At 65.1% G+C, this 24412-nt stretch carries 26 protein-coding genes, 1 tRNA gene and 1 pseudogene; 16 read left to right on the top strand and 12 right to left on the bottom strand.

Annotated features, from left to right (window positions below):
- Positions 1 to 32 precede the first annotated feature (32 nt).
- Positions 33 to 494 carry a CBS domain-containing protein gene (locus Q5701_RS07675; protein WP_306754674.1) on the bottom strand — a complete coding sequence of 154 codons (462 nt, stop codon included), beginning with the start codon at positions 492 to 494 and terminating at the stop codon, positions 33 to 35.
- A gap of 57 nt (positions 495 to 551) precedes the next feature.
- The gene (locus Q5701_RS07670; RefSeq protein ID WP_306754673.1) at positions 552 to 1463 is read right to left on the bottom strand and encodes a LysR family transcriptional regulator; all 912 of its coding nucleotides are present in this window, start codon (positions 1461 to 1463) and stop codon (positions 552 to 554) included.
- Between the two features lie 97 nt (positions 1464 to 1560).
- On the opposite strand from Q5701_RS07670, the gene Q5701_RS07665 reads away from it, so the two are divergent.
- From Q5701_RS07665 to Q5701_RS07640, 6 genes are all read left to right on the top strand, one after another.
- Complete coding sequence (locus Q5701_RS07665; RefSeq protein ID WP_306754672.1) at positions 1561 to 3060, top strand: CoA-acylating methylmalonate-semialdehyde dehydrogenase; 1500 nt, start codon at positions 1561 to 1563, stop codon at positions 3058 to 3060.
- 102 nt (positions 3061 to 3162) lie between these two features.
- Positions 3163 to 4326 (top strand): carboxylate-amine ligase, encoded by a 1164-nt coding sequence (locus Q5701_RS07660; protein WP_306754670.1) that lies wholly within the window; start codon positions 3163 to 3165, stop codon positions 4324 to 4326.
- Positions 4327 to 4359: 33 nt separating this feature from the next.
- The gene (locus Q5701_RS07655; protein WP_306754669.1) at positions 4360 to 5505 is read left to right on the top strand and encodes an acyl-CoA dehydrogenase family protein; all 1146 of its coding nucleotides are present in this window, start codon (positions 4360 to 4362) and stop codon (positions 5503 to 5505) included.
- Between the two features lie 3 nt (positions 5506 to 5508).
- Entirely contained in the window at positions 5509 to 6516 is a 1008-nt protein-coding gene (locus Q5701_RS07650) for an enoyl-CoA hydratase/isomerase family protein (protein ID WP_306754668.1), read from the top strand.
- Complete coding sequence (mmsB, locus tag Q5701_RS07645) at positions 6513 to 7379, top strand: 3-hydroxyisobutyrate dehydrogenase (protein ID WP_306754667.1); 867 nt, start codon at positions 6513 to 6515, stop codon at positions 7377 to 7379. The genes Q5701_RS07650 and mmsB overlap by 4 nt, the downstream gene beginning before the upstream one ends.
- Positions 7380 to 7451: 72 nt before the next feature.
- Positions 7452 to 7772: a hypothetical protein gene (locus Q5701_RS07640; protein WP_306754666.1), complete on the top strand. Its 321-nt coding sequence runs from the start codon at positions 7452 to 7454 to the stop codon at positions 7770 to 7772.
- A 13-nt stretch (positions 7773 to 7785) separates the two neighbouring features.
- Here Q5701_RS07640 and Q5701_RS07635 read toward each other — a convergent pair.
- Positions 7786 to 7859: transfer RNA gene (locus Q5701_RS07635), tRNA-Gly, on the bottom strand.
- Positions 7860 to 7900: 41 nt separating this feature from the next.
- Positions 7901 to 8353, bottom strand: a complete 453-nt coding sequence (locus tag Q5701_RS07630; protein ID WP_306754665.1) for a nucleoside deaminase — start codon at positions 8351 to 8353, stop codon at positions 7901 to 7903.
- 113 nt (positions 8354 to 8466) lie between these two features.
- Here Q5701_RS07630 and Q5701_RS07625 point away from each other — a divergent pair, with 113 nt between their 5' ends.
- Positions 8467 to 10131, top strand: a complete 1665-nt coding sequence (locus Q5701_RS07625; protein WP_306754664.1) for a pseudouridine synthase — start codon at positions 8467 to 8469, stop codon at positions 10129 to 10131.
- Positions 10132 to 10185: 54 nt separating this feature from the next.
- Here Q5701_RS07625 and hemP read toward each other — a convergent pair whose 3' ends face one another.
- Together hemP and Q5701_RS07615 are read right to left on the bottom strand one after the other, a co-directional pair.
- Positions 10186 to 10362, bottom strand: a complete 177-nt coding sequence (gene hemP / locus Q5701_RS07620; protein WP_306754663.1) for a hemin uptake protein HemP — start codon at positions 10360 to 10362, stop codon at positions 10186 to 10188.
- 103 nt (positions 10363 to 10465) lie between these two features.
- Complete coding sequence (locus Q5701_RS07615) at positions 10466 to 11404, bottom strand: zinc ABC transporter substrate-binding protein (RefSeq protein WP_306754661.1); 939 nt, start codon at positions 11402 to 11404, stop codon at positions 10466 to 10468.
- A 94-nt stretch (positions 11405 to 11498) separates the two neighbouring features.
- Here Q5701_RS07615 and Q5701_RS07610 point away from each other — a divergent pair, with 94 nt between their 5' ends.
- From Q5701_RS07610 to Q5701_RS07585, 6 genes are all read left to right on the top strand, one after another.
- Complete coding sequence (locus tag Q5701_RS07610) at positions 11499 to 11996, top strand: Fur family transcriptional regulator (RefSeq protein ID WP_306754660.1); 498 nt, start codon at positions 11499 to 11501, stop codon at positions 11994 to 11996.
- Positions 11993 to 12739 (top strand): metal ABC transporter ATP-binding protein, encoded by a 747-nt coding sequence (locus tag Q5701_RS22820; RefSeq protein WP_373568625.1) that lies wholly within the window; start codon positions 11993 to 11995, stop codon positions 12737 to 12739. Before Q5701_RS07610 ends, Q5701_RS22820 begins: the two co-directional genes overlap by 4 nt.
- Complete coding sequence (locus tag Q5701_RS07600; protein ID WP_306754659.1) at positions 12739 to 13521, top strand: metal ABC transporter permease; 783 nt, start codon at positions 12739 to 12741, stop codon at positions 13519 to 13521. Before Q5701_RS22820 ends, Q5701_RS07600 begins: the two co-directional genes overlap by 1 nt.
- Positions 13522 to 13718: 197 nt before the next feature.
- The gene (locus Q5701_RS07595; protein ID WP_306754658.1) at positions 13719 to 13949 is read left to right on the top strand and encodes a hypothetical protein; all 231 of its coding nucleotides are present in this window, start codon (positions 13719 to 13721) and stop codon (positions 13947 to 13949) included.
- 136 nt (positions 13950 to 14085) lie between these two features.
- Positions 14086 to 14478, top strand: a complete 393-nt coding sequence (locus Q5701_RS07590) for a hypothetical protein (RefSeq protein ID WP_306754657.1) — start codon at positions 14086 to 14088, stop codon at positions 14476 to 14478.
- Between the two features lie 51 nt (positions 14479 to 14529).
- A complete protein-coding gene (locus tag Q5701_RS07585) occupies positions 14530 to 14802 on the top strand; it encodes a hypothetical protein (protein WP_306754656.1) in 273 nt (90 codons plus the stop codon).
- Positions 14803 to 14806: 4 nt separating this feature from the next.
- Here the strand turns inward: Q5701_RS07585 and Q5701_RS07580 are convergent, their stop codons facing one another.
- The 3 genes and pseudogenes from Q5701_RS07580 to acs all read right to left on the bottom strand — a co-directional run.
- A complete protein-coding gene (locus Q5701_RS07580; protein WP_234855237.1) occupies positions 14807 to 15169 on the bottom strand; it encodes a response regulator transcription factor in 363 nt (120 codons plus the stop codon).
- Positions 15170 to 15234: 65 nt separating this feature from the next.
- Positions 15235 to 17031, bottom strand: a complete 1797-nt coding sequence (locus Q5701_RS07575; protein WP_306754655.1) for an MFS transporter — start codon at positions 17029 to 17031, stop codon at positions 15235 to 15237.
- Between the two features lie 181 nt (positions 17032 to 17212).
- Positions 17213 to 18742, bottom strand: a pseudogene (gene acs, locus Q5701_RS07570) (acetate--CoA ligase); the annotation flags it as partial.
- A 417-nt stretch (positions 18743 to 19159) separates the two neighbouring features.
- Between acs and Q5701_RS07565 the strand changes: the two are divergent.
- The 3 genes from Q5701_RS07565 (at position 19160) to Q5701_RS07550 (ending at position 21105) form a co-directional block, all read left to right on the top strand.
- On the top strand, positions 19160 to 19525 hold the full coding sequence (locus Q5701_RS07565) for a thioredoxin domain-containing protein (RefSeq protein WP_306754654.1): 366 nt from the start codon (positions 19160 to 19162) through the stop codon (positions 19523 to 19525).
- Positions 19522 to 20202: a phosphoglycolate phosphatase gene (gene gph / locus Q5701_RS07560; RefSeq protein WP_306754653.1), complete on the top strand. Its 681-nt coding sequence runs from the start codon at positions 19522 to 19524 to the stop codon at positions 20200 to 20202. The genes Q5701_RS07565 and gph overlap by 4 nt, the downstream gene beginning before the upstream one ends.
- A 417-nt stretch (positions 20203 to 20619) precedes the next feature.
- A complete protein-coding gene (locus Q5701_RS07550) occupies positions 20620 to 21105 on the top strand; it encodes a protein tyrosine phosphatase family protein (RefSeq protein ID WP_306755368.1) in 486 nt (161 codons plus the stop codon).
- A gap of 3 nt (positions 21106 to 21108) precedes the next feature.
- Here the strand turns inward: Q5701_RS07550 and Q5701_RS07545 are convergent, their stop codons facing one another.
- The 3 genes from Q5701_RS07545 to Q5701_RS07535 form a co-directional block, all read right to left on the bottom strand.
- The gene (locus Q5701_RS07545) at positions 21109 to 21450 is read right to left on the bottom strand and encodes an arsenate reductase family protein (protein ID WP_306754651.1); all 342 of its coding nucleotides are present in this window, start codon (positions 21448 to 21450) and stop codon (positions 21109 to 21111) included.
- A gap of 147 nt (positions 21451 to 21597) precedes the next feature.
- Positions 21598 to 22905, bottom strand: a complete 1308-nt coding sequence (locus tag Q5701_RS07540; RefSeq protein WP_306754650.1) for a DUF3422 family protein — start codon at positions 22903 to 22905, stop codon at positions 21598 to 21600.
- Between the two features lie 60 nt (positions 22906 to 22965).
- Entirely contained in the window at positions 22966 to 24408 is a 1443-nt protein-coding gene (locus Q5701_RS07535; protein WP_306754649.1) for an NAD(P)(+) transhydrogenase (Re/Si-specific) subunit beta, read from the bottom strand.
- Between the last annotated feature and the right edge of the window lie 4 nt (positions 24409 to 24412).

The raw sequence follows: 24412 nt of genomic DNA, 5'->3' as shown, positions 1-24412 counted from the left end.
CCTGCCAAGATTGCAAGCGATTGCGCAGGCTGTCAGGCCCCCATGATCATCCCGGTCAGGGCCTCTTTCTCGGCGGCCAGTTCCTTGAGCCGCCCGCTGACCGCATCGCCGATGGACACCACGCCCAGCATATTGCCGTCGGGATCGACCACCGGCATATGCCGGAACCGCCCCTGGGTCATGCGTTCCAGGATCGCCAGGGCATCGTCGCCCATCGTGCAGGTCTGCACGGCGCGGGTCATCACGTCGCTGATCGGGGTGGACAGAACCCCGGCGCCCTGCGCGCCAAGCTGGCGCACGATGTCGCGTTCCGAGAGAATGCCCTGCGGTTTCCTTCCGTCCTCGGACACGACCACGGCGCCGATGCGATGCTCGGACAGAACCTTCACCGCTTCGCCCAAGGTTGCATCCGGGCGAATGGTCACGATCGTCTGTGCCTCGATCCCCGGCTTTCCCGAGCTGGATTTGGTCGACAGCAGCTGATTGACGAGCATGGGGCATTCTCCGATAGCGATATTGCTAGTTCATCATTTTCCCCGAATCGTGATCCGTCAAGGGCTACAAAGGCGCGAGGCCGAAAGCAGCGATTCCAGGCGCGCGACCTCGGCCCGCAGGCCTTGCGCCAGCAGGTCGGCCAGCAGTGACAGCCGCCGGGACGCGCGGTCGTCGGCGTGGCGGATCAACCAGAAGCTGCGCTTCAGGGCGATGCGTTCGGGCAGCACCAGTTCCACCCCCGGCGCAAAGGGAATGGCGAAGTCATGCACGATGCCGACGCCCGCCCCCGCCCGGATCGCCTGCATCTGCACCGACACCGAGTTCGAGGTGATCGCCGCCGACTGCACCCCGGTCTGCGACAGATAGTCCAGTTCCCGGTCGAAGATCATGTCGGGAATGTACCCGATCATCCGATGCCCGCGCAGGTCGGACAGTTCGCGGATCGGCGGGGCGGCGCGCAGGTAATCGGCGTGCGCGGCCAGGTGCAGGTGGTAATCCGTCAACCGCTGCACGGTCAGCCGACCCGTATCCGGGGGCGAGACCGCCACAGCCATGTCGGCCTCCCGCTTGGTCAGGTTCACGACGCGCGGCAGGGCGACGATCTGGATTTCCAGCCCCGGATGGGCGGCGCACAGGTCGCGCGCCACCTGCGGCAGCAAATAATTCGCGCAGCCATCCGGCGCGCCGATGCGCAACTGGCCGGTCAGGCCGGCCTCGCGGCGGGTCGCCTCGGCTGCGGCATTGGCGCCCTGCTCGGCGGCCTCGGCGGGGGCGACCAGGCGTGCCCCCTCGGCCGTCAGGGCGTATCCCTGCGGTGTCTTGGCGAACAGCGCCGCACCGACGGATGCCTCCAGCCGCGCGATTCGGCGCCCGACCGTGGACGCGTCCATGCCCAGCCTGCGGCCCGCGCCGGACAGGCTTTCGGCCCGCGCCACCGCCAGAAAGATGCGCAAGTCGTCCCAGTCCACCCTTGCCCCTTTGCAATTATGCAAAACGTCTTTGCCACCCTGCCCCTTTATCCAGCAATTCCGCAAGGCTAGGCTGCGCCCAATCAAGGAGGATGCGATGAAAGAGATTCACCACTGGATCGACGGCAAGGAATACAAAGGCACGTCGGGCCGGTTCAGCGATGTCTTCAACCCCGCCACGGGCGAGATTCAGGCGCGCCTGTCGCTGGCCACCAAGGCCGAACTGGACCATGCCGTCGAACGCGCGGCCGAAGCGCAGGTCAAATGGGGTGCCACCAACCCCCAGCGCCGCGCCCGGGTGATGATGGAATTCGTGCGCCTGATCAACCGCGACATGGACAAGCTGGCCGAGGCGCTGTCGTCCGAGCATGGCAAGACCTTTCCCGACGCCAAGGGCGACGTTCAGCGCGGCCTTGAGGTGATCGAGTTCTGCGTGGGCGCGCCGCATCTGCTGAAGGGCGAGTTCACCGACAGCGCCGGCCCCGGCATCGACATGTATTCCATGCGCCAGCCGCTGGGCGTGGTGGCGGGCATCACGCCCTTCAACTTTCCCGCCATGATCCCGCTGTGGAAGATGGGTCCGGCCCTGGCTGCCGGGAACGCGATGATCCTGAAGCCGTCGGAACGCGACCCGTCCGTGCCGCTGATGCTGGCCGGGCTGCTGCAAGAGGCAGGCCTGCCCGACGGCATCCTGCAAGTCGTGAACGGCGACAAGGACAGCGTCGATGCGATCCTGGACAACCCGACCGTGCAGGCCGTGGGCTTTGTCGGATCGACCCCGATCGCGCAGTACATCTATGAACGCGCGGCGGCGACGGGCAAGCGGGCGCAATGCTTTGGCGGCGCCAAGAACCACATGATCATTATGCCGGACGCCGATCTGGATCAGGCGGCGGATGCATTGGTCGGCGCGGGCTATGGCGCGGCGGGCGAACGCTGCATGGCGATTTCCGTGGCCGTCCCGGTGGGCGAAAAGACCGCCGACGCGCTGATCGAACGCCTGATCCCGCGGATCGAAAAGCTGAAGGTCGGTCCCTGGACCGCCGGCAATGACGTGGATTACGGCCCGGTTGTCACCAAGGCGGCCAAGGAAAACATCCTGCGGCTGGTGCAGACGGGCGTGGACCATGGCGCAGAACTCGTCATCGACGGCCGCGATTTCCACCTGCAGGGCTACGAGAACGGCTTCTTCGTCGGCCCTCACCTGTTCGACCGCGTGACCCCCGACATGGACATCTACAAGACCGAGATCTTCGGCCCGGTCCTGTCGACCGTCCGCGCCGGATCATACGAGGAAGCCATCGGCCTGGCGATGAGCCATGAATACGGCAACGGCACCGCGATCTACACCCGCGACGGCGACACCGCCCGCGATTTCGCCAGCCGCATCAACATCGGCATGGTGGGCATCAACGTGCCGATCCCGGTTCCGCTGGCCTACCACACCTTTGGCGGCTGGAAAAAATCGGGCTTCGGCGACCTGAACCAGCACGGGCCGGACGCCTTCCGGTTCTACACCCGGACCAAGACGGTCACGGCCCGCTGGCCATCGGGCATCAAGGAAGGCGGGGAATTCAACTTCCGCGCCATGGACTGAGACAACAAAGGGCGGGGATCATCCCCGCCCTTTCCTTGACCCGCCCCTTGCATTGCGGGCAGCCGCGCGCTTCCATCCCACACAAGTCAGCAAAGGAAGCCCATGTCCGACGAGCCCCCTTTCACCCTTGGCATCGAGGAAGAATACCTGCTTGTCAGCCCGGATACGGGCCAGCTTGCCCCTGCCCCCGATGCCATGATGGCCGATTGCCGGGACGCCCTGGGCGACGCCGTCAGCCCCGAATTCCTGCGCTGCCAGATCGAGGTCGGAACGCCGGTATCTGCCGACATCGCCCAGGCGCGCGATTACCTGGCGCATCTGCGCCGGACGGTGGCGCGGATCGCGGGGGAATACGGGCTGGTGCCCATTTCGGCGTCTTGCCACCCCTTCGCGGACTGGCGCGACCAGTTCCACACCGACAAGGACCGCTATCACCAGTTGTCGCGCGACATGGGGGCGGTGTCGCGCCGGATGCTGATCTGCGGGATGCACGTCCATGTGGGCATCGAATCGCCCGCCATGCGCATCGACCTGATGAACCAGATGACCTATTTCCTGCCGCATCTGCTGGCGCTGTCGGCCTCCAGCCCCTTCTGGCAGGGCAGCGATACGGGGCTTGCATCCTATCGCACCACCGTCTTTGGCGGGATGCCCCGGACCGGCTTTCCCCCGCAGTTCGGGGGCTGGGACGAATACGACCGGTCGATCCGGGCGCTGGCCGACCTGGGCATCATCGAGGACAGTTCCAAGATCTGGTGGGATCTGCGGCCCTCGTCCAGGTTTCCGACGCTGGAAACGCGGGTCTGCAACGCCTCGCCTCGGCTGGACGACACGATCACGCTGGCGGCGCTGAACCAGGCCACGCTGCGGATGCTGTGGCGCCTGTCGCGGCAGAACCAACGCTGGCGGCAATACGACCCCTTTTTGCTGGGCGAGAACCGCTGGCGGGCCGTTCGTTACGGCATGACCGAAGGAATGATCGACTTTGGCGCCGGACAGATCATCCCCTTTGCCGAAGCCATCGAGGATTGGCTGGCCCTGATCGCCCCGGACGCCGATGCCTTGGGCAGCCAGCCCCAAGTCGCCCATACGCGCGAAATGGTGGGATCGGGCGGGTCCGCCGCGCGCCAGCGCGCCGTCCTGGCCCGCGCCACCGCTGCGGGCGCCACGCGGGAGCAGGCGATGGTCGAACTGGTCCGCCACCTGGCCGCCGAATTCCACCACGGCCTGCAACCCTTGCCAAATCCGGGCAGGCCGGGCAATTAAACGCGTGTTCAATTTCGACAAGGGGATGGGAACATGGATTTCGCGTTGACCGAGGAACAGCAGGCCATCTTCGACATGGCGCGCGATTTCGGCCAGGATCGCATCGCCCTCCATGCCCGCGACTGGGAAGCCCGGGGCACCATCCCGCGCGACCTGTGGTCCGACGTGGCGGCCCTGGGTTTCGGCGGGCTGTATGTTGCCGAGGAATACGGCGGGTCGGGCCTGTCGCGCCTGGACGGCACCCTGGTGTTCGAGGCGCTTGCCATGGCCTGCCCCTCGGTCGCGGCCTTTCTGTCGATCCACAATATGTGTGGCGGCATGATCGACAAATTCGGATCGCCGGACGCCAAGGCCCGCTGGCTGCCGGGGCTGTGCGGCATGGACACCGTCTTCAGCTATGCCCTGACCGAACCGGGCAGCGGATCGGACGCCGCCGCCCTGCGCACCCGCGCCGACCGGACGGATGCCGGCTGGCGGCTGAACGGCACCAAGGCCTTCATCTCGGGCGGCAGCTATTCGGATGCTTATATCGCCATGGTCCGCACCGGCGGCGACGGACCCAGGGGCATCAGCGCCGTGATCGTCCCCGACGGCACCCCCGGCCTGTCCTTTGGCGCATTGGAAGACAAGATGGGCTGGCGCGCCCAGCCCACCGCGCAGGTCCAGTTCGACGACTGCGACATCCCCGCCGACAACCTTCTGGGCGATGAGGGGCGCGGTTTCGCCTATGCCATGGCGGGTCTGGATGGCGGTCGGCTGAACATCGCGGCGACCGCGCTTGGCGGGGCGCAGGCGGCGCTTGACGCGACGCTGGCCTATATGGGCGAACGCCGCGCCTTCGGGCAAAGCTTGGACCAGTTCCAGGCGCTGCAATTCCGCCTGGCCGAGATGGAAACAGCCCTGCAATCGTCGCGCATCTTCCTGCGCCAGGCGGCGTGGAAGCTTGACACCCGCGCCCCGGATGCCACCAAGTTCTGCGCGATGGCCAAGCTGCACGTCACCGACCGCGCCTTCGAGGTCGCGAACGGCTGCCTGCAACTGCATGGCGGTTACGGCTATCTGGCCGATTACGGGATCGAGAAGATCGTGCGCGACCTGCGCGTCCACCAGATCCTGGAAGGCACGAACGAGATCATGCGCCTGATCGTCGGACGGGCGATGCTGGCCGAACGGGGGTAAGAATTGGACGACCTGAACATCCGCAAATCCGGCCGCGCCGGGCGCATCACCTTTACCCGGCCCAAGGCGCTGAACGCGCTGAGCCACGACATGGCCCTGGCGATCCACGACGCCCTGGAGGGCTGGCGCGACGACCCGCAGGTCGAACTGGTCATCATCGACGCCGAAGGGGATCGCGCCTTTTGCGCGGGCGGTGACATCGCCGCGGTCTATCGCGCGGGCCTGGCGGGGGACCATGCCCTGGGACAGCGTTTCTTTGCCGACGAATACCGCATGAATGCGGCGATTGCCGATTATCGAAAGCCCATCGTGGCCTTCATGGGGGGCTTCGTGATGGGCGGGGGCGTGGGGGTTGGCGGTCATGCCAGCCATCGCATCGTCGGCGACACGACGCAGATCGCCATGCCCGAATCCGGGATCGGCCTGATCCCGGACGTGGGCGGCACCTGGCTTTTGTCCCGTGCGCCCGGCCGGATCGGCGAATACTTGGCGCTGACCGGGGCGCGGATGGGCGCGGGCGATGCGATCCACGCGGGGTTTGCCGATACCTATCTTCCCGAGGATCGCTGGCCCGATCTGATCGACCGCCTGGAGGCCACGGGCGATCTGTCCCTGATCGAGGGCGGCGACGCACCCTCGGCCCCCTTGAAGACCCGCGACCTGTCAGCCTTTGCCCAGGACACGGTGGCCGACATCATCGACGCGCTGGAACAGGACGGCGATGCCCAGACCCTGAAGATCCTGCACGCCAATTCGCCCCTGTCGATGGCGGCGGGGCTGGCCATGGTGCGCGCGGCGCGCGGCGACGCCCGGATGCAGGATGCCTTGGCCCGGGAATACCGCTTCACCTATCGCGCGACGCGGGAAACCGATTTCCTGGAAGGGGTGCGCGCCCAGATCATCGACAAGGACCGCAAGCCCAAGTGGATGTCCGACGCGAGCCCCGACCATGTGGCGGCGCTGCTGGCACCCTTGGGCGCACATGAACTGAGCTGGAGGGAACCGGCATGAAGATCGCATTCATTGGGCTTGGAAACATGGGCGCGCCGATGGCCCTGAACCTGGCGCAGGCCGGGCACGAGGTCACGGGCTTCGACACCGCCGCCCGGCCCGAGGGCCTGACCCTGGCCGACAGCGCCGCGTCTGCGGCAGCCGACGCAGACGTGGTCATCACCATGCTGCCCAACGGTCCCATCCTGCGCACCGTGGCCGACCAGGTGATTCCCGCGATGAAACCGGGCGCGATCCTTTGCGACTGTTCCACCGTTGACGTGGACAGCGCCCGCGCGGTGGCTGACCAGGCCCGGTCGGCAGGGCTGGGGGCGCTTGACGCGCCTGTATCGGGCGGCATCGGCGGGGCGCAGGCGGGCACGCTGACCTTCATGGTGGGCGGGCCGGACGATGCCTTTGCGACCGTCCGCCCGCTATTCGACATCATGGGCCAGAAGGCCGTCCATTGCGGCGATGCGGGCGCCGGACAGGCCGCGAAAATCTGCAACAACATGATCCTGGGCGTCACCATGATCGCCACCTGCGAGGCTTTTGCGCTGGCCGACAAGCTGGGCCTCGACCGGCAAAAGATGTTCGACGTGGTGTCGACATCCTCGGGTTACAGCTGGTCCATGAACGCTTATTGCCCGGCACCGGGCGTAGGTCCGAAATCGCCCGCCGACAGCGGTTACAAGCCGGGCTTTGCCGCCGAACTGATGCTGAAGGATCTGAACCTGTCGCAGGCCGCTGCCTCCTCGGCCGGGGCGGACACCCCGATGGGTGCGCTTGCGCAACAGCTTTACCACCAGTTCGTCGAACAGGAAGGCGGGCGCGGCCGGGACTTTTCGGCAATGTTGCCACGCTTTGTCGAAAAAAACGGCTGACACGACAGAACTGTGACGAAACCAGGGAACCCGGACGGCGCCCGCCCGGTTTTCCCTGCGAAGGATCGAAAAATGCCGGGCAGGACGATGATACGCAAGACCATGGCAATCGCGACCGCCGCAGGGGCAGCCGTCGTGATCGCCATTCTCGGCAACCAGGCCCCGCAAGCGCAGGAAACTCCGGCAGTGCAAACGGAACCGCGCGTGCTGACGCCCGGCGACAGGCTGTCGGCCGAAGACATCAACCTCATCGAACAGCCCGGCCGCTATGGCCTTGGATCGGACCTTCGCGGCAGCCGCTATGCGATCGTTGACGGGCACCTGGTCCGCATCGACCCCCAGACGATGGAACTGCAATCCATCCTGCGCAAGGACAGCGTCGCCTTCGATTGATCGGGGGAAAGGTTGGAGCGGGTGATGGGAATCGAACCCACGTATTCAGCTTGGAAGGCTGCTGCTCTACCATTGAGCTACACCCGCATGGGCGGTGGTATAGGCTAGGCGCGCGGGTCGTGCAACCGTCATCGGCGGGTCTGGAAAAAACCCTGCAACAGCGCCCTCGCGTTCTTGGCGTCGATCCCGTCGTAAACCTGCGGGCGGTGATGGCATTGCGGATGGTCGAACACCTTCGCCCCATGTTCGACCCCGCCCATGCGCAGGTCGCTTGCCCCGTAATACAGCCGTCCGATCCGCGCCGCGGAAATCGCCGCCGCGCACATGGGGCAAGGTTCCAGCGTGACCCACAGGTCATGGCCGGGCAGCCGTTCCGATCCTATCGCCAGGCAGGCTTCCCGGATCGCCAGGATCTCGGCATGGGCCGTCGGATCGGACAATTCGCGCGTCCGGTTTCCTGCCGCCGCGACCACCCGGCCGTCGGGGGCCACTACGACGGCGCCCACCGGAACCTCGTCCCGCAGCGCCGCAGCCCTTGCCTGATCCAAGGCCAGGGCCATATGAGAGGTGAAGCGGGTCATATGACCCCCTTGTCGCAGGGGCGCGGCCACCGTGCAAGTCGCCCTTTCCCCCGTCCCGCGCGCCCGCTAGAAGCGCGCCTTTGCCACCGCAGCGATGCGCAGGAGAGATCGCCATGACCGACGACACCACGCCAGCCCCCCGCCAATCCGCCAGCCAATCCGCCGACCGCATCGCCAAGGTGATGGCCCGTGCGGGCGTGGCCAGCCGCCGGGACGCCGAACGCATGATCCTGGAAGGCCGGGTCACGGTGAACGGCAAGAAAATCGACAGCCCCGCACTGGACGTGCTGCCCAGCGACCATATCACCGTGGACGGGAAAAAGCTGGACGAACCGCAGGAAACGCGGCTGTGGCTGTATTACAAGCCCATTGGCCTTGTCACGTCCGAGGCCGATGAAAAGGGCCGCCAAACGGTGTTCGACGCCCTGCCCCGCGACCTGCCGCGCGTGATGACCATCGGGCGGCTGGACTTGACCTCGGAAGGCCTGCTGCTGCTGACCAACGACGGCGAATTGAAGCGGCGGTTGGAGCTTCCCTCGACCGGGTGGCTGCGGCGGTATCGGGTGCGGGTGAATGGCACGCCCAGCGACATGACCTTTGACCCGCTGCGCCGGGGCGCCACCATCGAGGGCGAGGAATTCGCCCCCATGGAAATCAAGCTGGACAGCCAGCAAGGTGCCAATGCCTGGCTGTCTGTCGGCATCCGCGAAGGCAGGAACCGCGAAATCCGCCGGGCGATGACCCATGTGGGCTTGCAGGTGAACCGGCTGATCCGCATCGGCTATGGTCCCTTCAAGCTGACCGGCATGGAAAAGAACGAGGTGGTCGAGGTCAAGCGCCGCGTGTTGCGCGACCAGTTGGGCGGGCTGCTGACGGGCGAGGAAACCGCCCCCAAGGACCGCGAAATGCGTCCCCGCGGCGCCGAAGGCACCCGTCCGCGCCGGGACGAGGGCGAAGCGCCCCGCCGCAGCTTCCGGTCTGCCGGCGGCGAAGGGGAAGGCCGCTTTGCGCGCAAGCCCGGCGGTCCGCGCGACAGTTCGGATCGCCCCGCACGGCCCTGGTCGGGCAAACCCCGGCCCGAGGGCGGCGATGACCGGCCGCAATTCCGGGACAAGCGCCCGCAAGGCGACGACCGCCCTGCCCGCCCCTGGTCCGGCAAGCCGCGCGAGGATCGCGATGGCGCCGGCGATCGGCCACGTTTCAACAAGCCCACGGGCGACGCGCGCGGCGGCAAGCCGGGCTACAAGCCGCGCGGCGACCGTCCCGAGGGTTATCGGGGGTTCAAGCCAAGGGGCGACCGGCCCGAAGGCGAGCGGAGCTACAAACCCAGGGGCGACAAGCCCGAAGGCGAACGCGGCTACAAGCCCCGCGGTGATCGCCCCGAGGGTGAGCGCGGCTACAAGCCAAGGGGCGACCGGCCCGAGGGGGGCTTCAAGCCTCGCCGGGATGGTGATCGGGCCGACGGTGAACGGGGTTTCAAGCCCAGGGGCGACGGAAAACCCGCAGAACGCGGCTTCAAGCCACGAGGAGAGGGCAAGCCGGGGGGCGAACGGGGGTTCAAGCCGCGTGGGGACGGGCCGCGTGGGGACAGGCCTCGGACCGATGGGCCGCATGGGGGCGGCAAGCCGGGCGAACGCAAGTCCTTTGGAAAACCTGGCGGGCCGAAACCCGCACGCAGCGGTGCCGGGGGTGGTCAGGGCGCCCGGTTCACCGACAAGCCGCGCGGGCGGCCCGAAGGCAAACCGGGCGGTCGTCCCGGAGGCAAGCCGCGCGGGTGATCCGCCGCCCGCCCCCGGGCCGCGCACAAGGGCCGGTCCGGGACGAAGGAGGGATCACTTCGTCAGGATCAGCTTGCCCGCGCGCGTGATGCGCAGTTGATAGATTTGTTCATCCAGGACGATCAGCGCCTGGTTGCCGCCCCGCGTCAGTTGCGTCGCGTCATGCTGCGGGATGCGCGTCAGGACGCTGGTCGCCGGGTGCTGGAAATCTGCGGGACGTACTGCGGTCATGATCAGCCTCTTGGGGTTAGCCTTGCATTGCAGCAAATCTGACGAAAACGATATGGATTGTCAAAGTAAAATAGTCGGAAATCTGGTCCGCGTCTGAACAGTGCTATTTTGGCTGTTCCCCGCCAAGACATCCGGCCAGAACAGCCGCCATGTTCTCCAGCGTTTGTTCGTATAATCCGGGCCCGATTTCCTGCATCCCTCCTTCCGGTTCCAGTTCGTTCCCCATTCTGACCGGAGTGCCCTCGATAACAGTCTGCACCAGCTTGGGATCGCCGCCAAATTCAGGAAAGGCGCAGGTTGCCCCGGTCTCGGCGATCTGGTCGCGAATCTGGCTCAGGCGTGCGGCGGACGGGGTGCTGGCATCGCCCAAGGACACCGCAATGGCGGGGCGCAATCCGAAATGGTCGGTGAAATAGCCATAGGCGTCGTGAAAAACAACAATGCCGTCATCGCGATAAGGGGCCAGTTCCGTCTGGATTCGCGCATCCAGATCCGCAAGCCGGCGATCCGCCGCCGCCGCATTCCGGGCATAAAGATCGGCATTTCCGGGGTCGGTCTGCTCCAGCATTTCCGCGATGGCCTCCAGCCAGAGCCTTGCATTGGCCGGATCCAGCCAGGCATGAGGATCGGTGCCGTCATGGTCATGGCCATGACCGTGGTCATGCGTATAGTCGTCGTGCGCATGGTCGTCATGATCGTGGCCATGATCGTCGCCATATCCGCGCAGATGCGTGCCCGGCACCTCCAGCAGGCGCAGTTGAGGGGTCTCGGCCCCCACCGAGGCAGCGGCGCGGTCCAGCCAGGGGGTCAACTCCGGGCCCGTCCAGACCAGCAGGCCCGCATCCTGCAACCCGCGCGCATCCGAGGGGCGCATCTGGTGATGATGCGCGCTGGCCCCCTGCGGCAGCAGAACCTGCACCTGCGCAAGATCGCCTGCCACCTGCGCGACCAGGGATGCGGTGATCGGGGTATCGACGACCACCTGCAAGGGCTGGGCGGCCACCGGGCCAGCGGCCGTCAAGGCCAGAACGGAAAGCATCATGCGCATCGGGCACCTTTGGTTTGGTTTCTTGCAGGTCCGCGCATTTTCATGTTACATCATAACAAGTCAATCATAAATGTGATAAAGTAACAAATTGACCGATCACGCTGTCCATCCAACCGCCGCCTTTGCCCCCCACGACCACCAGGCCTGCGAAACGCGCGCGCTTGACCAGGCCCGCGACCGTCTGGCCGAAAACGGCGCGCGACTGACCCCCGTCCGGCGGCGGACCCTTGAAATCCTGCTGGAATCGCACCGGGCCATGGGTGCCTACGAGGTTCTGGACCGTCTGGCGGCCGAGGGATTTGGCCGGCAGCCCCCAGTGGCCTATCGCGCCCTGGAATTTCTGGTGGAACATGGGTTGGCGCATCGCTTGCAACGGTTGAACGCCTTTGCCGCCTGCCTGCATCCCGGCCACGACCATGCGCCCGCCTTTCTGATCTGCCGGTCCTGCGATATGCTGGCCGAACTGCCCGCCGCGCCGGTCCGCGACGCCTTGACGGCTCTGGCCGCCGAAAACGGCTTCCAGGTCGAGCGCGTCACGATCGAGGCCCTGGGCCTTTGCCCCGCCTGCGCAGGAACCCAGCCGTGACCGCCCTGATCCAGGCCCAGGGCCTGACTATCCACCGGCCGGGCGGACAGGAAACCGTCCTGGAAGGCGTCGACTTCCGCATTGCGGCCGGAGAGATCGTGACGGTGGTCGGGCCGAACGGATCGGGCAAATCCTCGCTGGTGCGGGCGCTGCTGGGGCATATGCCGCTGGCAGGGGGCCAGGTCGCACGCAAGCCGGGGTTGCGCATCGGCTATGTGCCGCAGCGGGTGCTGGTCGATACCACCATCCCCATGACCGTGCGCCGCTTCCTGTCCCTGCCCCGCCGTGTGGACGACCGCGACGCCGCCCAGGCCCTGGCCCGGACAGGGGTCGATGGGGTTGGCGCGCGCCAGTTGACGCAGTTGTCGGGCGGTCAGTTCCAACGGGTGCTTCTGGCCCGCGCGCTGCTGCACGACCCTGAACTGCTGGTGCTGGACGAACCCACGCAAGGGTTGGACCAGCCCGGCATCGTCGCCTTCTACAAGCTGATCGAGGAGGTGCGCCGCCAGACCGGCGCCGGCATCCTGATGGTCAGCCACGACCTGCTGGTGGTGATGCGCGCGTCCGACCGGGTGATCTGCCTGAACGGCCATATCTGCTGCGAGGGCACCCCCCAGCACGTCAGCTCCGCCCCCGAATACCGCGCCCTGTTCGGGGCCGAGGCCGAGGGTACGCTGGCGCTGTATCGCCACCACCACGATCATGATCACGACCATGATCACCACCATGCCGGGGCGCATTGATGCTGGACGATTTCTTCATCCGCGCGGTTCTGGCGGGCCTTGGCATCGCCCTTGTCGCCGGCCCCCTGGGCAGCTTTGTCGTGTGGCGGCGCATGGCCTATTTCGGTGACGCCACCGCCCATGCGGCGATCCTGGGCGTGGCGATCAGCCTGGCCTTCCAGATCTCGATCTATGCCGGCACGATGCTGGTGGCCCTGGCGATGGCCCTGGCGATCTCGTCGCTGGTGTCGCGGGGGCAGGCGATGGACACGATGCTTGGCGTCTTGTCGCATTCCGCCCTGGCCATCGGCTTGGTCGCGATCAGCTTTGTGCCCACGGCGCGATCGGATCTGTCGGCCTATCTGTTCGGCGACATCCTGGCGGTGGGCCGGGGCGATCTGGCGCTGATCTGGGCGGGCGCGGCCGCGGTGCTGGCCGTTCTTGTCTGGCGGTGGCAACGGCTGCTGACCGCCTCCCTGAACGAGGAGCTGGCCATGGCCGCGGGAATCGACCCCCGAGTCGAACGGCTGGTGCTGTCCCTTGCGTTGGCGGTCGTGGTGGCCTTGTCGATCCGGGTGGTCGGATCGCTGCTGATTTCTGCCATGCTGATCGTTCCGGCGGCTGCCGCCCGCGGATTGTCGCGCAGTCCCGAAAGGATGGTTGGCAACGCCACGCTGATCGCGGCCCTGTCGGTCATGGCGGGGCTTTGGACCAGCCTGCGCGCGGACACTCCGGCGGGTCCGTCCATCGTGGCCGCGGCCACCATGATTTTCCTGATTTCGCAGGCTTTTCGCCGCACTTAGTGCAGGATTGCAACACCCCGAGCAGCACCATTTCCATGGCGGAACCAAGGGTCGGCAGGGGTGTTGGCCAATATGCAACAGTCTGCACGAGCCAGCGACGGATTTGAACCAATGCAGCTTTCAAACGTCTGGGGATTGTGTAACTGTCGCCTCGATGTTGCCGGTGACGGCAGCTTTCAACGAAACGGAGCATGATCATGACCAAATTCGCTACTTTCGCTGCCGCTCTTGGCCTGACCGCCACTTCGGCTCTGGCCGGTGGCTATGTCGCCCCCATCGTGGACGTTGAGCCTGTTGTTGTGGAGGAGCGTCCCGCTTCGACCAACGCTGGCCTGGTTGTCCCGGCCCTGCTGCTGCTGGGCGTTATCGCCGCCGTCGCTTCGGACGACGACGATGATGATAATGATGATTCCACCCCGGCCGAGTGATTTCTGAACGGAACCCGGGTTCCGTCGGATATAAAGGGCTGGCCTTTGGCCAGCCCTTTTTCGTTGCGCCGGTGGACAGGAACCGAGGTCGGGCGTAACCTGTCCCCTGACCGTTCGGGAAACCTGCGAGGTGACCATGCACCGGCTTCTGATCCTGGCCTTTCTGGCGGCACACGGTCCGGCGGCCGCGCAACTCGAGACCGAGGACGGGCTTGGCCTGGTCGAACGCGGCCTTGGCATCATCGCCGACAACTTGTGGACCGAATTCGGTCCGCAGCTGGGCCAACTGGGCCAGGGCATGGGCGCGGCGTTGACCGACCTGGGGCCGGTCCTTCAGGATCTGGCGGTTCTGGTCGATGACCTGGGCAATTACCAGGCCCCCGAGCGGTTGGAGAACGGCGACATCCTGATCCGCCGCCGCGCCGATGCGCCCCCGCCTCCTCCCCTCGGAGAATCGCTGCGTGACCTAGGCGGCGAGGATGACCCGCAGGTTCCCATAGACCCCGACCAGCCCGAGATCCCCTTATAGACCCCGGCTTGCTGAATCGGCTAGGCTGCGGAAAATGCAAAGGAATCGGTGATGGGTGATTTGCTGGCCGCACAAGCCGGGGATGTGTTTCGGATCGGCCTTCTGGTGGCGCTGCTGCTGACAACCCTGCGCAACCGCCCGATCACGGGGATGTTGCTGCCCCTGGCCGCAGGGGCCGTCTTCGTGGCGGTGATCATTCCGCTGACCGGCGCCACCACCCGGCCCGAGCCGCTGCCCATGCAAGTGCTGTCCGGACTTGTCGTGAATGCGGTCTATATTGCCATCGGGCTGGCCCTCTGGTCGCTGTGGAAGCAGCGCGGATAGGTTTTCAGCTTAGCAGCCGCATCATTTCGGCCCGCAGTTCGGACAGTTCGAACGGCTTGGCGATGAAGCCGTCCGCCCCAAGCGCCATGCCGCGGCGCTTTTCGACAATGGACCCGCGCGCGGTCATCAGCAGGATGCGCACACCCGAAAGACCCGGATCGGCGCGCAGCCGTTCGACGATCTCGTAACCCGACATATCCGGCAGCATCACGTCCAGCAACACCAGGTCTGGGCGTTCGCTGCGGATCGCGTTCAGCGCCGGGCCGCCTTGCGAATGGCGCGAATGGGCATGGCCGTCGCGGGCCAGCAGGAATTCCAGGGCCATGGCGATGTTGTCCTCGTCCTCGACAACAAGAATGCGCGCCATGAGCCAAGCTTTCCTGGACTAACAGGGGACGCCGGGCCGGGGGTCTCCCCCGGCCCGGACAGGGATCACACGTTGTCGTCGGCGAAGATGTTCTTCTTGTGGCTGTCGTTCGGCACGAACAGGGTGCCGATGATCACCGTCATGACTGCGATCACGATGGCATACCACAGGCCCGCATAGATGTTGCCGGTCTGGGCCGAGATCGCAAAGGCGGTCGCGGGCAGCAGGCCGCCGAACCATCCGTTGCCGATGTGATAGGGCAGCGACAGGCCGGAATAGCGGATCCGGGTCGGATAGAGTTCCACCAGCTGCGCCGCGATCGGACCATAGACCATCGTCACCAGCACGATCAGATAGGTCAGGATCAGCACGACCTTGATGTTCTGCCCGTTGAAGATGTCGAAGAAGTGGTTGGCCTTGGCGATGGTGGTGTTGTCGGCAGCCGTCAGCGGATAGCCGGACGCCGTCAGCGCCGCGTTGACTTCGGCCGTGAAGCGGGTTTTTTCCGCAGCCAGGGCATCGCCCGTCAGTGTGTTGCCGTCATAGGCCTGAATGACCGTCTCGCCCACCTGGACCGAGGCCACGGTGCCTGCCGGGGCTTCGACCGTCTCCTGCACGTTCACGGACGACCGCGACAGTGCCGCCTTGACGATGTCGCAGCTGTTGTTGAACTGCGCGGTGCCGACCGGGTTGAACTGGAACGAGCAGTCGTCAGGCGCGGCGGTCACGATGACCGGGGTTTCCTGGGCCGCGTGCAGCGCCGGGTTGGCGACGCTGGTCAGCATCGGGAAAACCCACATATAGGTCGCGGCAGCCAGGGCGCAGCCGCCCAGGATGATCGGCTTGCGGCCGATGCGGTCGGACAGCGAGCCGAAGAAGATGAAGCCCGCAGTGCCCAGGATCAGCGACCAGGCGACAAAGACGTTGGCGCTGAACTGGTCGACCTTGACCACGTTCTGGATGAAGAACAGGGCATAGAACTGGCCCGAGTACCACACGACGGCTTGGCCCGCGGTCAGACCGAACAGCGCGATCAGGGCGATCTTGCCGTTTCTCCAGTTGCCAAAAGCCTCTTTCAGCGGTGCCTTGGACTGCGCGCCTTCTTCCTTCATCTTCTTGAAGGCGGGGGATTCGTTCATCTGCAGGCGGATATAGAGCGAGATCAGCAGCAGGAAGACCGAACCCAGGAACGGGATGCGCCAGCCCCAGGCCCGGAACGGCTCCAGCATGACCTGGGCGCCGGTTGCGTCCAGCAGCGGCTGTCCGTCCAGGCCCAGTTGCGGCACCGTGGGATAGTTGCCGTTCACATAGGCCGTGACCATCAGGATCACCACCAGCGACAGCAGCAGACCCAGCGTGGCCGTGGTCTGGATGAAGGCCGTGAAATAGCCGCGCTGTCCCTGCGGCGCGTGTTCGGCCACATAAACCGCCGCCCCGCCGTATTCGCCGCCAAGCGCCAGGCCTTGCAACATCCGCAGCGCGATCAGGATGATCGGGGCTGCGATCCCCCAGGACGCATATCCGGGCAGAAGGCCGACCAGGAAGGTCGAGAAGCCCATGATCAGGATCGTGGCCAGGAAGGTGTATTTCCGCCCGATGATGTCACCCAGCGACCCAAAGACAAGCGCGCCGAAAGGACGGACCAGGAAGCCCGCCGCAAAGGCCAGCAGCGCGAACACGTTGCGCGTCGCTTCCGGGAAGGCCGTGAAGAACTGCGCGCCGATGATCGAGGCCAGCGAGCCGTAAAGGTAGAAATCGTACCATTCGAAAATCGTGCCCGCGGACGAGGCCAGGATGACCTTCTTTTCCTCGGATGTCATGGGACGCGAACGGGTCGTCGCGTCGGGCGATGCGTAAGCCATCAATCCTCCTCCTGTTGGGCCAGCGCCTGTGCTGGCATGGGATCCCGACGGTCAAGCCTTCTCCGGTCGCGCTTCGGATGCCGAAACGCGGGCGGGGGATTGCTCGTCAGGCGGGTCTGGCGGCACCCGATCCTCCTTCGGAGGCCGCCTTGTCATCGCGGGGCGCGCATGGCCCCTTGCGTCAGGCCCGGTTCATCCGGTTGGCGATCAGGTCGTCGACCACCTCGGGTTCGGCCAGGGTCGAGATGTCGCCCAGGCTGCCATAGTCGTTCTCGGCGATCTTGCGCAGGATACGGCGCATGATCTTGCCGGAACGCGTCTTGGGCATGCCGGGCGCCCATTGGATCACGTCGGGCTTGGCGATGGGGCCGATTTCGGTGCGGACCCATTTCTCCAGCTCGCCGCGCAACTCGTCCGAGGGCTGCACGCCGTTCATCAGCGTGACATAGGCATAGATGCCCTGCCCCTTCAGCGGATGGGGATAGCCGACCACGGCAGCCTCGGCGACCTTTTCATGGGCGACCAGGGCCGATTCGACCTCGGCCGTGCCCATCCGGTGGCCGCTGACATTGATCACGTCGTCCACCCGGCCGGTGATCCAGTAATAGCCGTCCTCGTCCCGGCGGCAGCCGTCGCCGGTGAAGTAGTAACCGGGATATTGCTGGAAATAGGCCTCCATGAACCGCTGGTGATCGCCCCACAGCGTGCGCATCTGGCCGGGCCAGCTGTCGGCGATGCACAACACGCCCTCGGCCGGGTTGCCTTCGACCAGCTTGCCGCTTTCGGCCTCCAGGATCGCGGGCGTGACGCCGAAGAAGGGGACCGTGGCGGAACCGGGCTTTGTTTCCGTCGCGCCGGGCAGCGGCGTGATCAGATGGCCGCCGGTCTCGGTCTGCCACCAGGTATCGACGATGGGGCAGCGGCCCTTGCCGATGTTTTCGTTATACCAGTTCCAGGCCTCGGGGTTGATCGGCTCGCCCACGCTGCCCAGCAGGCGCAGGCTGGACAGGTCGTGCTTCTCGATCGGCTCGGTGCCCTTGGCCATCAGCGACCGGATCGCCGTGGGCGCGGTATAGAACTGGGTGACCTTGTGCTTGGCGCAGACTTCCCAGAAGCGGCCGGCATCGGGATAGGTCGGCACGCCCTCGAACATCACGGTGGTCGCGCCGTTGGCCAGCGGGCCATAGACGATATAGCTGTGGCCCGTGACCCAGCCCACGTCCGCCGTGCACCAGAACACGTCGCCGTCATGATAGTCGAAGGTGTATTGGTGCGTCATCGCGGCATAGACCAGATAGCCGCCGGTGGTATGCACGACCCCCTTGGGCTTGCCGGTCGATCCCGAGGTATAGAGGATGAACAGCGGATCCTCGGCCCCCATGGGACGGGGCGGGCAATCGGGGCTGGCGGTTTCCATCAGCGCCTTCACGTCCACGTCGCGCCCGTCGATCCAGGTCGTCTGGTCGCCGGTATGCTTGACCACCAGGCAGCGCACCCGGTCGGAACAATGCAGCAAGGCCGCGTCGGCGTTCGACTTGAGGTTCGTGCGGCGCCCGCCGCGGGGCGCGGTGTCGGCGGTGATCACCACCTTGGCGCCGCAGTCGTTGATGCGGTTGGCCAGGGCATCGGGCGAAAAGCCCGCGAAGACGATGGAATGGATCGCGCCGATCCGCGCGCAGGCCAGCATCGCATAGGCCGCCTCGGGGGCCATTTGGCAATCTTGCGACGTTCTTCAAAGCTCAGGTGCTGGTAGTGGGAAGCCATTCGTCAACCTCAATGCAAATACCTGTATTACTTTGGCATTTGCACTTCGTTTGTGAATCCACCCCTACCTTGCTTCAATATTAATAATCCGTATTATGGAACAAAGGTCCAGTTGCTATTATCGTACTTGTCGTTATTGCCATGGTTCGGAAACCTTGTCCTGACTCCTAGAAGGATTCATGGCAGTCTTACCCAGCATGCAACTTTGGTGCGCCTTGGCATGATTTCTAGTTGTCGGGAACAGATGGCCAGATGTACAGGCTGGCTGATGGGGCTGGCACGGGCGGCACGCTAGTAATGTTCATCTGCAATCACCTCCCTATGTCCAGTCTATCATCGACCGCGTCGTTCGTGATGCGCGTGAATGCAGAATGCGGGCATCGGAGCTGTTTCGATCTCGTCCAACGATGTTGTGGATTATCCACAGAACGGTCCTGACCACATGAAGGCCCTGGCTACACCCCACGGTTTCACTCTCCCTTATCTTTACGACGAAACGCAGGTTATTGCCAAAGTCTACGGGACAGAATGCACGCCGGATTTCCTTTGCTACAACGCCCCTGGCGAGTTGCAATATCGCGGCCGGTTCGGTGCCTCGGCACAAACACCAGACTCCACCGAAATATGCCAGAAACGGCTGGAGGCGATGCTTCAGATCACCAAAACTGGCAAGTGGCCGGAGAATGAGGTTCCCTCGATGGGCTGCTCAGTCGAATGGGAATCCGCATGAATGTTTGCCTTGCCCCCTGCCCGATCATTTTCGATCTTGATGGCACGCTGATCGACAGCGCCCCCGACATTCATGCCTGCGTGAACGACGTTCTGGGCCAGCATGGGACTCCGCCTTTGACGCTGGACCAGGTGCGCAGCTTCATCGGCGGCGGCGTGGATGTGCTGTGGCACAAGGTTATTGCTGCACAGGAACTTCTTGATGCGAAGAAGGCAGACTATATCGCAGCCTTCATGACCTGTTATCAGGATGCGACGCAGTTGACGCAGCTGTTTCCCGATGTTGCACAAACGCTGGAAACGCTTGCGGATCGCGGCCATCCCTTGGGCATTTGCACCAGCAAGCCGCTGGCCGTGACCCAGGCCATCCTGACGCATTTCCGCATCACGGATCTGTTCGGTTGCGTGATCGGCGGGGATTCGGTTCTCGAGCGTAAGCCCTATCCCGCCCCCTTGCGAGCCGCACTGCAAAGGCTGGGCGCAGACCCGAGGCAGCCCAAGGCGATCTATGTGGGGGACAGCGAATTCGATGCGGCCTGCGCGGCAGCGGTGCCGGTGCCCTTCCTGATCTATACCCAGGGCTATTGCCAGACCCCAGTCGAGGATCTGCCCCATCTTGCAGCCTTTGACGATTTCTCCGCGCTGCCTGCCCTGATCGAAGCACAGGTCTTGGCATGATCCGTGCCCCGAACTGGGACGTGGACGGCACCTTGCCCGAGGGAAGGCTCTAATGAAAAGTGATCCGATCTGGGTCAGTTGCACTGGGCCCAGGTGTTGTCGATGCTCTGGTCTTGGCAATATTGAGAAAACCGCCGACCAAGTCTTCAAGGTCACTGCCGCAGGCGACAAGGTGGCTGCCAGGAAGCCCGCGCCGGATGTCTATCTGCTGGCCTTGCACCGGCTTGGCATCGTGCGGTCCGGCTGCATCGCAATGGAAGACAGCCCGCCGGGCCTTGCCTGCGCATAAGCGGCAGGTCTGCGCCTTCTGGTCACACCCTCTAGCTATAGGCGGGCCGAGGATTGCACTGCAGCCGACCGGCTGTTGCCCGATCTGACGGCTGCCCCTGCCCGCCCCGCTGGCTGGCCTTCTTGCGGGTGCTTGACATTGCGGTCGCAGATGCGCCAATCCGGGACTATGCCACGGAAAGGCTTGTCATGGACCTGCGCCAGCTTACCCCGAACCTTGCAGTCTCACCGCAGATCGACCTGCCGGACGTGGCCCTGCTGGCCCGGTCGGGCTTCAAGACCCTGATCAACAACCGCCCCGACGACGAGGACGGCGCGATCGATCATCAGCTAATGGCCCAAGCCGCGGCGGATGCGGGAATGGAATACCATTACCTGCCGCTTCGTCCCGGCCAAATTACGCCCGACCTGATCCACGGCTTTTCCGTCGCCCTGGATGGACCAAAGCCTGCAATCGCCTTTTGCAGATCGGGAAACCGCTCCACGGTCCTGTGGGCGCTTGGCCAGGCAGGCAAGCTGTCCGAAGCCGAGGTGCTTAATACAGCATCCCAGGCAGGCTATGACCTGTCCGGCGTGGTGCCGCTGATGCGGTCGCTGGCGGGCGCCAGCCGCTGATGCCTAGACCGGGACGTTCAGCGCCCGTTTGACATTGGCGGTCCAACCCAGCAAGCGCAGATTGTCCGCCACGATGGCCGGGCGCTTCATCACACTGGGTTTCGCGCCCATCATTGCCACCGAATCCGCCGCTCGCTCATCCTCCGACATGGCCCGCCAGGTCAGGCTGGCGCGGTTGACGATCTTGTCACCGAATTCCTCGGCCAGGCGGGCGCGTTCGGCATCCGACAACGGCTGTTTCTGGACATCGCGGAAGTCGACCGTCCAGCCGTTCTGTTCCAGGTCGGCCTGCGCCTTCTGGCAGGTGGAACAGTGTGCCAGTCCATACAGGATCAGGGATTTCATCGCGGGATCCTCTCAGACGAACGGGACCAGCGGCACACCGCAGGCGGTCAGGGTCAGAAGTGCGGCAAGGGCAAGCATCAGTTTCACGATTGGCTCCGGCGAAATGGGATGGAACGGCTTATTTCCATCCCGCAGACCTAGGGCAAGTCACAAATCGCCTGCCGGACCATGCTTGTGCAGGCGGCGGCGCACCTGCCGCATCGCCCCCCACACGATCAGCACTGCGACCGGCGTCAGTGCCGCGATCAGATAGGCCTTGTCCACCCCTATGGCCGAGGCCACTGGATAGAGTGCATAGGACAACAGCCCCACCGCATAATAGCTGATCGCGACCACCGACAGCCCCTCGACCGTGTGTTGCAGGCGTAGTTGCAGGTCGGCGCGCCGGTCCATGCGCTCCAGCAGGGCCTGGTTCTGGGCAGACCGTTCAACATCGACCCGCGTGCGCAGCAAGTCGGCCGCACGGCGGGTTCGTTCGATCATCGCGCGCAACCGATCTTCGGCCGAGGCAACGGTGCGCATGGCCGGTCGGTACCGGCGGCGCATAAATTCGGCCAGCATCTGTCGGCCCAGGAACCGCGTTTCGCGCAGCGCCGTTACGCGGTCCATGACGATCGCCTCATAAGCCTTGGTCGCGCCAAAGCGGAAGAAATGCTGGACCGCCTGTGCCTCCAGTTCGGCGGAAACCTCCAGCAGTTCGTGCAGCACGGCCTCGGCCGGGCGGGCGTTGTCGTGCATTCCGTCCACGATGGCGGAAAGACGGGGTTCCAATTCGTTCAACCGGCGCGACAGGCTGCGCGACCGGCCCAGGCCCAGCATCGACATCGCGCGATAGGTTTCCAGTTCGACCAGCCGATGCACGATGCGCCCTATCCGCCCCGCACCCACATCGGGGCGCACAAAGACCGCAAAGCGCATCCATCCATCCGGATCGATGCGAAAATCCCCGGCAATCATCGCGGCTTCTTCCAGCACCCAGACGGCGGTCAGGCTGTCCTTGGCAAACCAGTTCTCGATCCGGGACAGCAGGTCTGCGGGATTTTCCGGCAGGATGTCAATCTGGACCAGCACGGCGGCGACACGCCGTCCCGGCGCATCCCCCTGCCATTCGGCCGAAAAGATCGCGCCCGCGCTTGGATCGAAGGGCCGGATCGGCAGGCCCGGCGTCGTGGCCATATAGGTCACGAATTCCGTATGACTCTCCCATTTCAGGTCATGGCGGCCCAGTCGGCCTTGATAATGGCTGTCATCGGGATCGGGACGCGGTCCCCCGTGGCGGGTCGTCAGCGCAGTCAGGTGCGCGAAATCCCGAAGCCTGTCACGGTTGGCCGCGTCGCGCGGTTCCTTGAAGGCCACAAAGGTGCAGGTCGCGGGCGCGGACAGGCGGGGCGACGGCCTGGCGTGCAGTTCGTTGACAAGATCGTATCGTAACGGGTGTTCGATTTCCTGCCCCAAGCCATTCTCCTTTGGTGCCAGTCCGGGGCGAATGGGGGCGATTTCCCGCCCCCATTTCTCTCACTCGATCATGGGCAGCAGCTTGTTGAGGCTGTCCTTGGCGTCGCCATAGAACATCCGGGTGTTTTCCTTGAAGAACAGCGGGTTCTCGATGCCCGAATAGCCGGTGCCCTGCCCGCGCTTGGACACGAACACCTGCTTTGCCTTCCAGACCTCCAGCACCGGCATCCCGGCGATGGGGCTGTTCGGGTCGTCCTGCGCCGCCGGGTTCACGATGTCGTTCGAGCCGATGACGATCACTACGTCCGTGGACGGGAAGTCCTCGTTGATTTCGTCCATCTCCAGCACGATGTCATAGGGCACCTTCGCCTCGGCCAGCAGCACGTTCATGTGGCCCGGAAGGCGTCCCGCGACGGGATGGATGGCAAAGCGTACCGTCTTGCCCGCCGCGCGCAGTTTGCGGGTCAGTTCGCTGACCGCGCCCTGCGCCTGGGCCACCGCCATGCCATAGCCCGGCACGATGATGACGCTGTCGGCGTCGTTCAGCGCCGCCGCCACGCCATCGGCATCGATCGCGATCTGTTCGCCGGTGATCTCGGCCGCAGGGCCAGCCTCGCCGCCGAAGCCGCCCAGGATCACGCTGACGAAGTTGCGGTTCATCGCCCTGCACATGATATAGGACAGGATCGCACCGCTTGAGCCGACAAGCGCGCCGACCACGATCAGCAGGTCGTTGCCCAGGGTGAAGCCGATGGCCGCCGCCGCCCAGCCGGAATAGCTGTTCAGCATCGACACCACGACCGGCATGTCCGCCCCGCCGATGCCCATGATCAGGTGATAGCCGATGAAGAAGGCCAGCAGCGTGATCAGGATCAGCCACAGGATCGCAGGTCCGACACCTGTGAAGTACAGGATGCCCAGCAGCACCGACAGCGCAAGCGCGCCGGCGTTCAGCATATGCCCGCCCGGCAGCTTCCTGGGCTTGCCATCGACGCGGCCCGCCAGCTTGCCAAAGGCCACGACCGACCCGGTAAAGGTCACGGCGCCGATGAAGATGCCCAGGAACACCTCGATCTTCAGCATGGCGATCTCGGCCGGGGTCTTGTGGGCCAGCACGGCGGCAAAGCCGTGAAAGACCTGCACGCCGCCCTCGGCCTTGGCGCGCAGCACGCGAGCCAGTTCGATCTGGGCGTTGAAGCCCACAAAGACCGCGGCCAGGCCCACCAGCGAATGCATGGCGGCCACAAGCTGCGGCATTTCCGTCATCTGCACGCGCTGCGCCACGACCCAGCCGATGGCCCCGCCAATGGCGATCATGACCAGCGACAACAGCCAGTTGCCTGCCCCCGGCCCGAACAGCGTGGCCAGCACCGCCAGGCCCATGCCGACGATCCCGTACCAGATCGCGCGCTTGGCGCTTTCCTGTCCCGACAATCCCCCCAGCGAGAGAATGAACAGCACGGCTGCGACCACATAGGCCGCGGTGGTGAATCCGTATTCCATTGCT

This window comes from Paracoccus actinidiae (genome assembly GCF_030863885.1).
In the GTDB taxonomy this organism is placed as follows: Bacteria; Pseudomonadota; Alphaproteobacteria; order Rhodobacterales; family Rhodobacteraceae; genus Paracoccus; species Paracoccus everestensis.
The sequence above is the reverse complement of the archived record's forward strand: the minus strand, read 5'-3'. Positions and strand labels throughout refer to the sequence as shown.

Coding starts and splice junctions, on each gene's coding strand:
- Q5701_RS07675 (WP_306754674.1), bottom strand. CDS start 494: ATGCTCGTCAATCAGCTGCTGTCGACCAAATCCAGCTCGGGAAAGCCG.
- Q5701_RS07665 (WP_306754672.1), top strand. CDS start 1,561: ATGAAAGAGATTCACCACTGGATCGACGGCAAGGAATACAAAGGCACG.
- Q5701_RS07660 (WP_306754670.1), top strand. CDS start 3,163: ATGTCCGACGAGCCCCCTTTCACCCTTGGCATCGAGGAAGAATACCTG.
- Q5701_RS07655 (WP_306754669.1), top strand. CDS start 4,360: ATGGATTTCGCGTTGACCGAGGAACAGCAGGCCATCTTCGACATGGCG.
- mmsB (WP_306754667.1), top strand. CDS start 6,513: ATGAAGATCGCATTCATTGGGCTTGGAAACATGGGCGCGCCGATGGCC.
- Q5701_RS07640 (WP_306754666.1), top strand. CDS start 7,452: ATGCCGGGCAGGACGATGATACGCAAGACCATGGCAATCGCGACCGCC.
- Q5701_RS07630 (WP_306754665.1), bottom strand. CDS start 8,353: ATGACCCGCTTCACCTCTCATATGGCCCTGGCCTTGGATCAGGCAAGG.
- Q5701_RS07625 (WP_306754664.1), top strand. CDS start 8,467: ATGACCGACGACACCACGCCAGCCCCCCGCCAATCCGCCAGCCAATCC.
- hemP (WP_306754663.1), bottom strand. CDS start 10,362: ATGACCGCAGTACGTCCCGCAGATTTCCAGCACCCGGCGACCAGCGTC.
- Q5701_RS07615 (WP_306754661.1), bottom strand. CDS start 11,404: ATGATGCTTTCCGTTCTGGCCTTGACGGCCGCTGGCCCGGTGGCCGCC.
- Q5701_RS07600 (WP_306754659.1), top strand. CDS start 12,739: ATGCTGGACGATTTCTTCATCCGCGCGGTTCTGGCGGGCCTTGGCATC.
- Q5701_RS07595 (WP_306754658.1), top strand. CDS start 13,719: ATGACCAAATTCGCTACTTTCGCTGCCGCTCTTGGCCTGACCGCCACT.
- Q5701_RS07590 (WP_306754657.1), top strand. CDS start 14,086: ATGCACCGGCTTCTGATCCTGGCCTTTCTGGCGGCACACGGTCCGGCG.
- Q5701_RS07585 (WP_306754656.1), top strand. CDS start 14,530: ATGGGTGATTTGCTGGCCGCACAAGCCGGGGATGTGTTTCGGATCGGC.
- Q5701_RS07580 (WP_234855237.1), bottom strand. CDS start 15,169: ATGGCGCGCATTCTTGTTGTCGAGGACGAGGACAACATCGCCATGGCC.
- Q5701_RS07575 (WP_306754655.1), bottom strand. CDS start 17,031: ATGGCTTACGCATCGCCCGACGCGACGACCCGTTCGCGTCCCATGACA.
- Q5701_RS07565 (WP_306754654.1), top strand. CDS start 19,160: ATGCAGAATGCGGGCATCGGAGCTGTTTCGATCTCGTCCAACGATGTT.
- gph (WP_306754653.1), top strand. CDS start 19,522: ATGAATGTTTGCCTTGCCCCCTGCCCGATCATTTTCGATCTTGATGGC.
- Q5701_RS07545 (WP_306754651.1), bottom strand. CDS start 21,450: ATGAAATCCCTGATCCTGTATGGACTGGCACACTGTTCCACCTGCCAG.
- Q5701_RS07535 (WP_306754649.1), bottom strand. CDS start 24,408: ATGGAATACGGATTCACCACCGCGGCCTATGTGGTCGCAGCCGTGCTG.